The organism is Citrobacter sp. MGH104 (genome assembly GCF_001034485.1).
GTDB lineage: Bacteria > Pseudomonadota > Gammaproteobacteria > Enterobacterales > Enterobacteriaceae > Citrobacter > Citrobacter freundii.
Genome location: NZ_KQ089819.1, coordinates 79,394 through 91,360, shown reverse-complemented (window position 1 = coordinate 91,360; position 11,967 = coordinate 79,394). Strand labels below are relative to the sequence as shown.

Annotated in this window: 13 protein-coding genes; 5 read left to right on the top strand and 8 right to left on the bottom strand. The window is 47.3% G+C overall.

What is annotated here, in order from left to right; all coding sequences use genetic code 11:
* The first annotated feature begins 45 nt into the window (after nt 1-45).
* The gene (hpt, locus tag SK34_RS18850; protein WP_003018658.1) at nt 46-582 is read left to right on the top strand and encodes a hypoxanthine phosphoribosyltransferase; all 537 of its coding nucleotides are present in this window, start codon (nt 46-48) and stop codon (nt 580-582) included.
* 93 nt (nt 583-675) lie between these two features.
* Here hpt and can read toward each other — a convergent pair whose 3' ends face one another.
* Nucleotides 676-1,338: a carbonate dehydratase gene (gene can, locus SK34_RS18845; protein ID WP_003018654.1), complete on the bottom strand. Its 663-nt coding sequence runs from the start codon at nt 1,336-1,338 to the stop codon at nt 676-678.
* Nucleotides 1,339-1,446: 108 nt separating this feature from the next.
* On the opposite strand from can, the gene SK34_RS18840 reads away from it, so the two are divergent.
* The 4 genes from SK34_RS18840 to SK34_RS18825 all read left to right on the top strand — a co-directional run bounded on the left by SK34_RS18840 (nt 1,447) and on the right by SK34_RS18825 (nt 4,975).
* Nucleotides 1,447-2,373: an ABC transporter ATP-binding protein gene (locus SK34_RS18840; protein ID WP_003837480.1), complete on the top strand. Its 927-nt coding sequence runs from the start codon at nt 1,447-1,449 to the stop codon at nt 2,371-2,373.
* Complete coding sequence (locus tag SK34_RS18835) at nt 2,370-3,140, top strand: ABC transporter permease (protein WP_003018647.1); 771 nt, start codon at nt 2,370-2,372, stop codon at nt 3,138-3,140. The genes SK34_RS18840 and SK34_RS18835 overlap by 4 nt, the downstream gene beginning before the upstream one ends.
* A 103-nt stretch (nt 3,141-3,243) precedes the next feature.
* Complete coding sequence (locus SK34_RS18830) at nt 3,244-3,684, top strand: PTS sugar transporter subunit IIA (protein WP_003837482.1); 441 nt, start codon at nt 3,244-3,246, stop codon at nt 3,682-3,684.
* A 61-nt stretch (nt 3,685-3,745) separates the two neighbouring features.
* Nucleotides 3,746-4,975 carry a polysaccharide deacetylase family protein gene (locus SK34_RS18825; protein WP_003837485.1) on the top strand — a complete coding sequence of 410 codons (1,230 nt, stop codon included), beginning with the start codon at nt 3,746-3,748 and terminating at the stop codon, nt 4,973-4,975.
* 362 nt (nt 4,976-5,337) lie between these two features.
* On the opposite strand, the gene SK34_RS18820 is transcribed toward SK34_RS18825, so the two are convergent.
* The 7 genes from SK34_RS18820 to panD all read right to left on the bottom strand — a co-directional run bounded on the left by SK34_RS18820 (nt 5,338) and on the right by panD (nt 11,900).
* On the bottom strand, nt 5,338-5,928 hold the full coding sequence (locus SK34_RS18820; protein ID WP_048233901.1) for a fimbrial-like protein: 591 nt from the start codon (nt 5,926-5,928) through the stop codon (nt 5,338-5,340).
* Between the two features lie 13 nt (nt 5,929-5,941).
* On the bottom strand, nt 5,942-6,505 hold the full coding sequence (locus tag SK34_RS18815; protein ID WP_044712912.1) for a fimbrial protein: 564 nt from the start codon (nt 6,503-6,505) through the stop codon (nt 5,942-5,944).
* A 26-nt stretch (nt 6,506-6,531) separates the two neighbouring features.
* Nucleotides 6,532-7,104, bottom strand: coding sequence for a fimbrial protein (locus tag SK34_RS18810; protein ID WP_048233899.1), 573 nt, complete (start codon nt 7,102-7,104; stop codon nt 6,532-6,534).
* Nucleotides 7,105-7,132: 28 nt separating this feature from the next.
* Entirely contained in the window at nt 7,133-9,730 is a 2,598-nt protein-coding gene (locus SK34_RS18805; protein ID WP_048233897.1) for an outer membrane usher protein, read from the bottom strand.
* A 76-nt stretch (nt 9,731-9,806) separates the two neighbouring features.
* Complete coding sequence (locus SK34_RS18800; RefSeq protein ID WP_071698619.1) at nt 9,807-10,550, bottom strand: fimbrial chaperone; 744 nt, start codon at nt 10,548-10,550, stop codon at nt 9,807-9,809.
* Between the two features lie 80 nt (nt 10,551-10,630).
* Nucleotides 10,631-11,236 (bottom strand): fimbrial protein, encoded by a 606-nt coding sequence (locus SK34_RS18795; RefSeq protein WP_048233896.1) that lies wholly within the window; start codon nt 11,234-11,236, stop codon nt 10,631-10,633.
* Nucleotides 11,237-11,519: 283 nt separating this feature from the next.
* A complete protein-coding gene (gene panD / locus SK34_RS18790) occupies nt 11,520-11,900 on the bottom strand; it encodes an aspartate 1-decarboxylase (protein ID WP_048233894.1) in 381 nt (126 codons plus the stop codon).
* Nucleotides 11,901-11,967: the final 67 nt, after the last annotated feature.

Below are 11,967 nucleotides of genomic sequence, written 5' to 3'. Positions count from 1 at the left end.
CTGCATGATGTGTCAACTGATAAAAATCAGTGAGTTATAGGGTTTATGAAACATACTGTTGAAGTGATGATCCCGGAAGCGGAGATCAAAGCGCGTATTGCTGAACTGGGGCGCCAGATTAACGAACGTTACAAAGACAGCGGCAGCGATATGGTGCTGGTTGGTCTGTTACGTGGCTCATTTATGTTTATGGCGGATCTGTGCCGTGAAGTGCATGTCTCCCACGAAGTCGATTTCATGACGGCATCCAGCTATGGCAGCGGAATGTCTACTACGCGTGATGTTAAAATCCTGAAAGACCTGGATGAAGACATTCGTGGCAAAGACGTGCTGATTGTCGAAGACATCATCGACTCCGGCAATACGCTGTCCAAAGTGCGTGAAATTCTGAGCCTGCGCGAGCCGAAATCCCTGGCTATCTGCACGCTGCTGGACAAACCTTCTCGTCGTGAAGTGAATGTTCCGGTCGAGTTTATCGGATTCTCTATTCCAGATGAGTTTGTGGTCGGTTACGGCATTGACTATGCCCAGCGTTATCGCCATCTGCCGTATGTTGGCAAAGTGGTGCTGCTGGACGAGTAATTGGCGGGAGCGCCTGATGGCGCTTCGCTTATCAGACCTACGGCGTAGGTTTGTAGGCCGGGTAAGGCGTCTCCGCCTCCCGGCAATGTCACATTATTTATGGTTGCTGTGTTTCTGACTCAGGTTAGACAACCCCTGGCGATAGCGCTGCTCCAGCGTTTCGCGGCTGGTGGCGGTGACGTCGAGATCGCGCAATAGACCGTCATGAATACCGTAAGCCCAGCCGTGAATGGTAACTTTCTGACCGCGCTTCCAGGCTGAACGCATAATGGTTGAGTGGCCGAGGTTGTAGACCTGCTCCATGACATTCAGTTCGCATAGGGTGTCCATGCGACGTTCCTGCGGCATTTCGCCCAGCAGTGAGCTGTGTTTGAACCAGATATCGCGGATGTGCAGTAACCAGTTATCAATCAGCCCTTGTTCTTTATTTTCAATCGCCGCCTGGACGCCGCCGCATCCGTAGTGGCCGCATATAATAATATGTTCCACTTCCAGCACATCCACCGCATACTGAACGACTGAGAGACAGTTCAGGTCGGTGTGAATAACCAGATTGGCAACATTGCGGTGAACAAATAATTCGCCCGGTTCAAGACCGGTTAATCGTTCAGCGGGAACGCGGCTATCGGAACATCCAATCCATAGAAAACGCGGATTCTGTGCATGCGTCAGCGTTTCAAAAAATCCGGGATCCTCTTCTACCAGCATCTTTGACCATAGTGCATTGTTGCTGATGAGTGTATCTATGTCTTTCATGGAGTTGTACGACCCGAAGCCAGATAAATTCGATGGGCTAATATAGGGTAACTCCAGCATTAATTAAACTATATATAAAATGTCAGAACGTAAGGTAAGTAAAAAACCATGACCATTGCTCTGGAACTTCAACAACTTAAAAAAACCTATCCCGGTGGCGTTCAAGCGTTACGCGGGATAGATTTGCAAGTCGAAGCGGGTGATTTTTATGCGCTTTTGGGACCGAATGGCGCAGGAAAGTCCACCACCATTGGAATAATCAGCTCGCTAGTGAACAAAACCTCCGGGCGGGTGAGCGTCTTCGGATACGATCTCGAAAAAGATACGGTTAACGCGAAACGCCAGCTTGGTCTGGTACCGCAGGAGTTTAACTTTAACCCGTTTGAAACCGTGCAGCAGATCGTGGTCAACCAGGCGGGTTACTACGGCGTTGAGCATAAAGAGGCGGTCAAACGCAGCGAATTATATTTAAAGCAGCTCGATTTATGGGAAAAACGTAACGAGCGTGCGCGCATGCTTTCCGGCGGAATGAAACGCCGTCTGATGATTGCTCGTGCTCTGATGCACGAACCAAAATTACTCATCCTGGATGAACCAACGGCGGGTGTCGACATTGAACTGCGTCGTTCAATGTGGGGCTTTTTAAAGGATTTAAACGACAAAGGCACCACCATTATTCTGACCACTCACTACCTCGAAGAAGCAGAAATGCTGTGTCGCAATATCGGCATTATTCAGCACGGCGAGTTGGTGGAAAACACCTCGATGAAGGGGCTGCTCTCCAAGCTGAAATCCGAGACCTTTATCCTCGATCTGGCGCCGAAAAGCCCGCTGCCGAAACTGGACGGTTATCAGTACCGGCTGGTCGACACTTCCACGCTGGAAGTGGAGGTGCTGCGTGAACAGGGGGTTAACAGCGTCTTCTCTCAGCTGAGCGCGCAGGGCATTCAGGTATTGAGTATGCGTAACAAAGCGAACCGACTGGAAGAACTGTTTGTTTCTCTGGTTCATGAAAAACAAGGAGATCGCGCATGATGCAGCTTTATTGGGTGGCGCTGAAAAGCATCTGGGCGAAAGAGATCCACCGCTTTATGCGTATCTGGGTTCAGACTCTGGTTCCCCCCGTCATCACCATGACGCTCTATTTTATTATCTTTGGTAACCTAATCGGCTCGCGTATCGGCGAAATGCATGGTTTTAGCTACATGCAGTTTATCGTGCCAGGGCTGATTATGATGGCGGTGATCACCAACTCGTACGCGAACGTGGCATCGTCATTCTTCAGCGCTAAGTTTCAACGCAATATTGAAGAGCTGCTGGTTGCCCCGGTACCAACGCACGTGATCATCGCCGGTTTCGTTGGCGGCGGCGTGGCACGTGGCTTGTGTGTAGGCATTCTGGTAACGGCTATTTCACTGTTCTTCGTGCCTTTCCAGGTGCATTCCTGGGTCTTTGTGGCGCTTACGCTGATGTTAACGGCGGTACTGTTCTCGCTGGCCGGTTTGCTGAACGCAGTCTTTGCTAAAACCTTTGACGATATCAGCCTGATCCCAACCTTCGTACTGACACCACTGACCTATCTGGGTGGCGTGTTCTATTCGCTAACGCTGCTGCCACCGTTCTGGCAGGGGCTGTCGCATCTGAACCCGATTGTCTACATGATTAGCGGTTTCCGCTACGGCTTCCTGGGGATTCATGATGTTCCGCTGGTCACCACGTTTGGTGTGCTGGTGGTGTTTATCGCTGCGTTTTATTTGCTGTGCTGGTACCTGATTCAGCGCGGACGCGGCCTGCGCAGCTAATTCTTTCTTCCTCTCCTTGCCTGGGAGAGGAAGACTTTTGATGCTTGTCACCATTACGGATTTATCACACTGATAAACTACTTGCCTGCTAAGGAGGTAGGCAATGTTAGGTTGGGTAATTACCTGTCATGACGATAAGGCACAGGATATGCTGCATCGTCTGGAGAAAAAGTACGGCCCGTTGGCCCAATGTCAGGCGGTAAGTTTTTGGCGTGGACTCAGCTCGAATATGCTAAGCCGCATGATGTGCCATGCTCTGCATGCTACAGATTCAGGTGAGGGTGTGGTATTCCTGACGGATATGGCTGGGGCTGCGCCTTACCGTGTAGCGTCGTTAATGAGTCATAAACATCCCCAGTGTGAAGTGATTTCAGGTATCAGCTATCCATTGCTTGAGCGAATGATTTCGTCACGGGAATCGCTGAGCAGTTCTGCGTTTCGGGATTGCATCGTCGCACTTGGAGGCCCCGAAGTCTCCAGCCTCTGGCATCAACAACAAAAAAATCCCCCCTTCGTATTGAAGCATGATTTGTATGAGTATTAATCATTGGTATTGATGATGCTTTTGCTACAATAGCCGAGGTTACTCGCCTCGGTTATCTCATATGGTTATGCGCGTTCTGCTTGTTTTATTGCTCCTGTTTTCTGGCAGCGTCGCTGCGGCTTTGCCTGCTCGTTATATGCAAACCACCGAAGCCGCCGCCGTATGGGCGCAGATTGGCAATAAGATGGTGACGGTTGGGAATATTCGCGCCGGGCAGATCCTCGCTGTTGAGCCTATTGCGGCAGACTATTACGAATTTTCCTTTGGTTTTGGCACCGGGTTTATTGATAAGGGACACCTGGAGCCCGTTCAGGGGCGGCAGAAAGTCGATGATGGTCTGGGCGATCTCAATAAACCGCTCAGTAACCAAAGTCTGATAACCTGGAAAGATACATCGGTTTATAACGCTCCGGATGTCGGTAGCGCCCCGTTTGGCGTGCTGGCGGATAATCTGCGTTATCCGATTATCAGCAAGCTTAAAGACCGACTCAACCAGACCTGGTACCAGATTCGCATTGGTGGCCGACTGGCCTATGTTAGCGCGCTGGATGCGCAGGAAGACAACGGCATCCCGGTGTTAACCTACCATCATATTTTGCGCGATGAAGAGAATACCCGCTTTCGCCATACCTCCACCACAACCTCCGTACGCGCTTTCAGCAACCAGATGGCCTGGCTTCAGGATCGCGGCTACACCACGTTGACGATGTATCAACTGGAAGGCTACGTGCAGAATAAAATGAATCTCCCGGCGCGGGCGGTGGTGCTGACTTTTGATGATGGTCTCAAGTCAGTGAGCCGTTATGCTTACCCCATTTTGAAGCAGCACGGCATGAAGGCCACGGCGTTTATCATCTCCTCACGCATCAAGCGCCACCCGCAGAAGTGGGATCCGAAATCGCTGCAGTTTATGAGCCTCTCTGAACTGAACGAGATCCGGGACGTGTTCGACTTCCAGTCGCATACCCATTTTTTGCATCGGGTTGATGCGAATCGCCGGCCGATCCTACTGAGTCGCAGCTATCATAATATTCTGTTCGATTTCGCCCGTTCGCGCCGGGCATTGTCCCAGTTTAATCCTCATGTTCTGTATCTTTCGTATCCGTTTGGGGGTTATAACGCCACGGCGGTAAAAGCAGCAGGCGACGCGGGATTCCACATGGCGGTCACCACGGTGAGAGGGAAGGTTAAGCCGGGAGATAATCAGTTCTTATTGAAAAGGCTTTATATTTTAAGGACGGATTCGCTGGAGACGATGTCGCGGCTGATAGTTAATCAACCGCAGGGGTAATGGCAGGTTGTTCAACGGGAAATGATGGAACAAGTTTATATCTAATACAATCATCGGAAACGACTAAACTGTTTCTGCTGACCTGTTTAAAGCCACTGGCATTTTTAGTATAACCTACGACTCATTACTGCCGGGGCATTTAATGTCGTAAATTCAGCTGTGAATATATTACCGACTCACGGGAGTAGCAAATGCAATGCTCCGCCACTGTATTTAGATGAGGTATTGCTATAGTCGTTCTTGAAACGGCATTCAAGTGCAGGGCATATCGTTTCAAAATATAACACACAAGTGTTAACCATCAATCCTGTTTATATATGTCCTTCATGTTTTTTGAACATATTCTTTCTTTCCAGGCATTTCTATTCATAGGTGACATTGACAGTGGCCTGACTGGTCACCAGACCCGCAGAAACAACCCCTGTGTTTTGATAGCGGGCACTAAATGAGTATTCACCTGGCCAGGTACTCTGAGCATCAAACAATAAATTTGAACTGCCATCGGCATTGAGCACGTTGGTTTTTAAATCTTTGGAAAAAACGACAACCCCAACATTTTCAGCTGCGCCAGCTGTGGCATTGTTTTTAAATACCTGGTACTGGTTGTCGCTGAACCCTGACTTTGGCGTAAATGTAAACTTCAGTTGTTTGACACTATTATTATTTTCAGAACAACTGTTAACCATGATGCTAAATGGTGTACCGGGTTCATTATCAGTAGGGGTTAAACGATCGCTATTATCACTGTTGTAAAACCAACTGCGCTTGACGGTCGGCAAATAAATTTCGCCATCATTTTGTAGGCTAATTTCACAGGTCGAGTTGATAATATTGGCTGTCAGGTTTGCATTGATGCCTGAGCTTGCCTGGCTTACGCCAGGCAATAATCCGCCAGCCAGTCCGATGAGCAACACAAGACCGGGCTGGCACAGAGTAAACGGTGATTGTTGCATGATAAATCCTGTCTTACGGATAAGCGATAGTGAATGTGACCGGCGCGCTCGCAGCACCTGTACCGACATCTGCGATCGTGTTGCCTTTACCGATCACGATACGTGAATTCATCGGAAACTCGCCTACGCCACCAGCGATGGTCACTTCCTGTGGGGCTGGTGGGGTTTTGCACTTAAGCATTACGCCTGAATCGACCTGACCAGACCACACTTCAAATCCCGTCGCTAAACCAGCGCCGTATGAATCACCGTCAAAACTCGTGCCTGAGCACTTTCCGCCAGTGGTTGACGCGGCGGCGACCGTGGCTTTTTCCACGCCAGAGCAATCGCTGAAGGTGATTTTTAGCGGTTCAACGCGGGTTTTATTGACCAGGTCTGACTTATAGACATCGCCAAATGCAATTTCAGAGGCCGGTGTCCCCGCTCCGTTCACCAGTTTTGCTGTACAGGTGCCGGATACGACTTTACTCTCAAACGTCATTTTAAGGCTGGAGGTTCCCGTAATGGCTGCATTTGCCATTCCTGCAAAGAAGAGCGCAGAAACGGAAAGTGCGATATAAGTCATATTAATTTTCATAGTAGAGCTCCGTCTTCTTGCTCAAATTATTCGTAAGTAAATTCAAAAGTGCCAGCAGCCGAGAAATCACCTATGGTCATTTTTCCAGCACTGGTTTCGCTAAGAGTGGCAATTAACGGCACTTCTTTATTGGTAATTTCAGCAGCAGACCAGACAAGACGCTCGCTGTCGGTGGTTGAGTTAATTTTAAAGGGCGAACTCGGTGCTGATGCCCGAGCAATAGTCACAGCGGCCCAGTTGGCGCCACCATTAGCTACAGTTATTTGGTTTACCAGCCCTGTTAGCAGTGAAGCCGCTGGTGTACCTTTAACGGTGGTTTTCAGCGATCTCAGTGAGGAAGGGCACTCAACGATTTCAATTTTAAAATTCGCCGTTGCGGTGCCAGCCTTAACCGCATCCAGACGTACCTGGCCGTTGCTGTCACCGATTTTCAGCGTTTGTTCAGTATCGGAACCCGTACCACCGACCAGCTTCATGTTACAGGTGGTTTCCAACAAATTAGCCGTAAAGGTCACATTAAGGTCAGTGGCGTTTGCCGTCCCTAACGATGTCAGTGTTGTCAAAGCAATGACAGACATGCTGAAGAGGTTTTTTTTCATATAAACTCTCATTTATTTTCCCTAAAAATTACATTTGGCACACTTGGTTGCTCAGGACTGTTGTGAGCCCTGCCTTTGTGGTATTTCCTGAAATGTTATAGTGAACGGTACATTCACTATTGTTTTCATTTCCCCATACCACGCGAAGAACACCTTGATCTTCGATTCCGCGTACATAAGCCTGTCCGGCTTGTCCTACAGTACCGACGGATTCATTTTTCTCATTCATGACATCTGCGCCTAAAGGAATAAAACCTTTATCGCTACGTTGAAGTTCTAATACTAAAGAGCGTGACTCATCGGTCTCGAAATTAATGAGTACAACGGATCCGCTGCGAGGTACGGTAGTCTCTGTGGTATTTTTCACTTCTACGTCTTTTTCCAGTGAACTAATATCCAGAGAGACTCTATTTTCACGATAGGCAGACATATACGGTAAAATTCCGTAGCCTGAGTCGCCAATTTTACCGTTACCATATCCCACGCCTGCACCCGTAGCCCCGCTGGCTTTAACGAGTGCTATGGAGTCATTATCACCAATACTGCCTGGTGCAAACGCAATACCACCGGAATGCAATACCATGCCGCCACTATAGGTTGCGGAATATTGCTTACTATTATCGTCAGAAAATGAAGCTGATATGCCTAATGGGCCGTAGCTGCTATTCCAGGATGTAAATCCACTGAGTTGGTTTGTATCACCATAATTACCGCTATTAGACGCAGTGCTGATGGAATAACTGACCTCATTGTCTTTTGTACTGCCACTGGCAGAACTGTTAAAGCTGGTACCGCCTTTAAGATCGGAACGTAATCCCATATTAATATTAGAGAAGCCACCGCTATGAGTACTGTCTTTGGCGAAAACGCTTAACGGAATGCTCAGATTTACATAAATGCTGTCATCTTTTTTCCCGTCCTGATCGTAAGAGCGTTGAACAGAAATACTGTAGCTACCGTAAGTAAAACTATTGTTGTATCCGATGTTGTAGTCGGAATTTGACCCTACCCCGTTCCAGTAATCCTGCCATGTCCCATTGATAAACAGGGAACCGAGATCGTTTTCACCTGCTTTGAGCGGTTGGTTGATACTGAGCTGAATCTGGTTTTTGGTGCGCTGATAGTCGTCATACAGTGCATTATTTGATTCATAGCTACGGTTGGCGTATTTCTGCTGCTTAATACTGTCTTGCAGTTGTGCAGCGTCATTCAAACTTAGGTAATCCTCTGTAGAGAAACGATAAGCCGCTACGTTAAAGGAGGTGTTCGTTTGTTCAATCTGTTTACTGTACGTTAATCGATAACTTTTACCGGTGAGCGTATCCAGGCCCTCGATATCGGCATGCGATTGTGTGATATCAAATGCAAATGCACCCAGGGTGGTATTCATCGCCAGGCCCGCGATGCCTGCGTAGAAGTCCATATCGCTGTACTGCACGCCAGCATAGCCTGTGAAGGTATTGTTTATACCGTAGTAGAGCGTGCCGTAACCTATTTTGGGCCTTTCAGCGAGTGAGTCGTCATTTAATTCACCCACGCCAAAGTCCCAGCGTGCTGAGCCAGGGCGCAGCATCTGAGTGACGGAAGAGAATGGAACGGTAAACGTACGTTTACTTCCGTCAGATTCTTCGACCGTGACGATAAGATCGTTACCATAACCTGTTGTGCTCAGGTCATTAATTTCAAAAGGTCCCGGTGGTACAGATGTTTCGTAGATTTTATTGCCGCTCTGCACAACAGAGACTTTGGCGTTACTGTTCGCCGTACCACGGATAACCGGTGCATAACCGGTCGAGCCTGTTGGCAGCATACGGTCGTCATTGTATATACGTGCTCCGCGAAGGCTCAACGAATCGAAAGCTTCGCCACGCGTATAGGAGTCACCGATGACAAACTGTCCTGTAAGGGCGGTGATATCGCGTTGCAGATAAATATCCTGGCTGGAGTATTTACTGCCGTTATCCTTGTCCCATGCCAGGTTGCCACGTGAACGCAGACGCCATGCTCCCATATTGAGCCCGTAACGCAGGCCCATATAAGCACTTTCAGATGTCGTACCGTTGCCTTCGCTATGCCAGCCGTTGATGTCATAAGACACCAGCGCGGCTGGGATACCATCTTCCCACAGCGAAGGATCGACATAACCTTCAGGGCGCTTGAGGATATAGATTTGCGGAAAAATGAGATCTAAGATCTGTTTGCCACTGTCGTAATTCGTCGTTGCACCTGAAAAAGATGTTTTAATATCAATGCATGCTTCATTATCTTCGTTGTCCACAGAGTCATCGAGTTCACTGAGATCAATACCGCTTTGTGTTAACAACAGCTTCGTTATGCAAGGTGTCGCGCGTGGCGTTCCGTTATCTTTAAATGTTATATCCGTTGTTGATTTTAACTTATTGTTAAGACTGATCTTGGTACGATATGTCCCTGGAGCAACAGGGTTGCCACGTGCAAAACGGCTAACGTCAATATTTGTACCGCCATTCAGTAAAAACTGATCGTTAAACTCGACCGCTTCTTCACTTTCAGTCGTGTTTTCAACGGGTACTTTATTTTCTGCATATGCATGCAACGATAATGTCGCATTAATGGCAATGCAGAGTAGAGAGCGTCGAAACAACATGGCAGTTCCATTTAATCATAGCGGACAGAAGCTATCCGCGGAGTGAAGGCTATAATGTTTTATTAATTAATAAGAACTATTTCACTATGGCTTCATGTTTATCAACACCGCCGCTATCGTTAATCGTTTCAAACAGCACGTTCCCAGAGGTCGTTGACGATAATCCTTTGATGGTCATGGCTATATCGCTAAACGGCAGAATTGATTTATGTTCAACCTCAAAGGATTTTTGCGTGGTTTTCAGTTTTACAGCGGAGATAGCGACATTATACGGTGACGCATTATGTGCAATAAGTTGCACATTATTTCCCTCTGTCTTCTGAGTCCAGGTGACATTATCTGCGGCATCGAGAGGAGAACCTTTTAATCCTTCTGGACGGAAGAAGAATTTAATACGTGTACGGAATGCCAACTGAAGTAGGTTGAGGCTTTCACCGTCTTTTGCTTTTGATTTTGGCGGGATTTCTAATACGTTAAACCAAAAGAGTGATTCGCGATCCTGTGGCAGCGGTTTACCCATGTAGGTAATACGCACAGACTGCCCTTTTTTCGGATCGATGCGTGATACTGGTGGGGTGATCACAAAGGGTAATTTAAGTTCCTGAGGGTCAACGTCTTCACGACCGTCATCTAACCATGTTTGAACCAAAAGAGGTTTATTACCTCGGTTGTCGAGATCGACGATGACATCTTTAGAAGACTGAGGATAAACAATTCGTGTACCAGAAATAACAATATCAGCGCTTGCCTGAAAGGTGACCAGACATGGTATTAAAAATAATGCCGTTTTTAATCCTTTAAATACAGATTTATTATACATTTTCCACTTCCTGTTGGAATGATATTAATAATCCCCCAGTCAGGCTGGGGGATTCATTACTTTAATGAAATACGAAAGTATTATTCGTAAATCATAGTGAAGGCAACTTGTGCCTGCACGATACCAGCAGATACTGGGCTATTTGTTGCATCCCATTTTTGACCCTGGGTATAAGCCACTTTGTAGTACAGGTTGCCTGTACCGGCACCATCGATGGTTGCTTTCTGAGTGTTGTTGGTTTGGTCAATTTTGATCTGATCGGTAGCAGAGTTACCATCGTTGCTCAGCACCAGGTTAACGTTCTGAGCAGCGCCTTCAGCATTTGATGGTGGAATCAGCAGACCGGAGTCAGAAGAAGTAGTACCTGCCCATGACTTGAACTGTGCAGATGCCTTTTTAATTGTGTCTGGGTCACAGCCGGTCAGAGACAGGTTGAATTTCTTCTCACCCAGGGTGCTGGATACGCCCAGCGCATTTGCAAAGTCTTTTACGAAAACGGTATCCAGAGTAACGTCGAAGTCGTTACCGCTCTGGTCGATTTTCTGATCCAGAGAAACCTGGCAGGTGTTATTGGAAACCATACCGTGGAAGGTAATAGTACCTGTATCAGGGTTTGCAGCAATTGCAGAACCTGCACTCAGAGCCATTGCTACCGCAGCAGCCATACTTATTTTTTTTAAAGACATTTTAATATCCATATTTTGAATACAATGATGTGCAAATATATCGTTAAATATATCTGCTTAGGTTGAAATGTTATTTCGAATATGAGTTTATTATCATTGTTTTGAAAACTAAATAGCTAGGAAGTGATTAAATCTACAGATGGCATTAAGGGTTTCTTAAATCAATTGCATATGAAATATGGGGGTTTGATTATATAAGTAATTGATATTTGAGTTGGTAATATAATTTGTGAGGAGGAGCTCATTCACTATAATGATAGTTAAGTGAATGAGCTATATATATTCAGGCAACCTGTATCGGAATAGCTTTCGCGGTGCGCTTCATCTCGTTGTCGCCTTCAAAATAGGCCACTTTCGGACGCCAGGTGCGGGCTTCTTCGTCAGACATGGTGACGAAGCTGGCGATAATTACAATATCGCCAACATCAGCGCAATGCGCCGCTGCTCCGTTCACCGAGATGATTCTGGAGCCGCGTTCAGCCGCAATTGCATAGGTTGAGAAACGTTTACCGTTGGTTACGTTCCAGATATCAATAGCTTCGTTTTCCAGAATACCTGAGGCATCGAGGAAATCCTGGTCGATGGCGCAGGAGCCTTCGTAATGCAGGTCCGCCTGCGTGACTTTTACGCGGTGGAGCTTGCCTTGCAGCATGGTGCGAATCATAACTTCTATACCCTGTCGTTTACCTTGGCTAAGCAGACGAAACTGGCCTGCTTTGAGAAATTCTCAG

Bases quoted from the DNA above. Each gene is read 5' to 3' on its own strand.
- hpt (WP_003018658.1), top strand. From the start codon at position 46: ATGAAACATACTGTTGAAGTGATGATCCCGGAAGCGGAGATCAAAGCG.
- can (WP_003018654.1), bottom strand. From the start codon at position 1,338: ATGAAAGACATAGATACACTCATCAGCAACAATGCACTATGGTCAAAG.
- SK34_RS18840 (WP_003837480.1), top strand. From the start codon at position 1,447: ATGACCATTGCTCTGGAACTTCAACAACTTAAAAAAACCTATCCCGGT.
- SK34_RS18835 (WP_003018647.1), top strand. From the start codon at position 2,370: ATGATGCAGCTTTATTGGGTGGCGCTGAAAAGCATCTGGGCGAAAGAG.
- SK34_RS18830 (WP_003837482.1), top strand. From the start codon at position 3,244: ATGTTAGGTTGGGTAATTACCTGTCATGACGATAAGGCACAGGATATG.
- SK34_RS18825 (WP_003837485.1), top strand. From the start codon at position 3,746: ATGGTTATGCGCGTTCTGCTTGTTTTATTGCTCCTGTTTTCTGGCAGC.
- SK34_RS18820 (WP_048233901.1), bottom strand. From the start codon at position 5,928: ATGCAACAATCACCGTTTACTCTGTGCCAGCCCGGTCTTGTGTTGCTC.
- SK34_RS18815 (WP_044712912.1), bottom strand. From the start codon at position 6,505: ATGAAAATTAATATGACTTATATCGCACTTTCCGTTTCTGCGCTCTTC.
- SK34_RS18810 (WP_048233899.1), bottom strand. From the start codon at position 7,104: ATGAAAAAAAACCTCTTCAGCATGTCTGTCATTGCTTTGACAACACTG.
- SK34_RS18805 (WP_048233897.1), bottom strand. From the start codon at position 9,730: ATGTTGTTTCGACGCTCTCTACTCTGCATTGCCATTAATGCGACATTA.
- SK34_RS18800 (WP_071698619.1), bottom strand. From the start codon at position 10,550: ATGTATAATAAATCTGTATTTAAAGGATTAAAAACGGCATTATTTTTA.
- SK34_RS18795 (WP_048233896.1), bottom strand. From the start codon at position 11,236: ATGTCTTTAAAAAAAATAAGTATGGCTGCTGCGGTAGCAATGGCTCTG.
- panD (WP_048233894.1), bottom strand. From the start codon at position 11,900: ATGATTCGCACCATGCTGCAAGGCAAGCTCCACCGCGTAAAAGTCACG.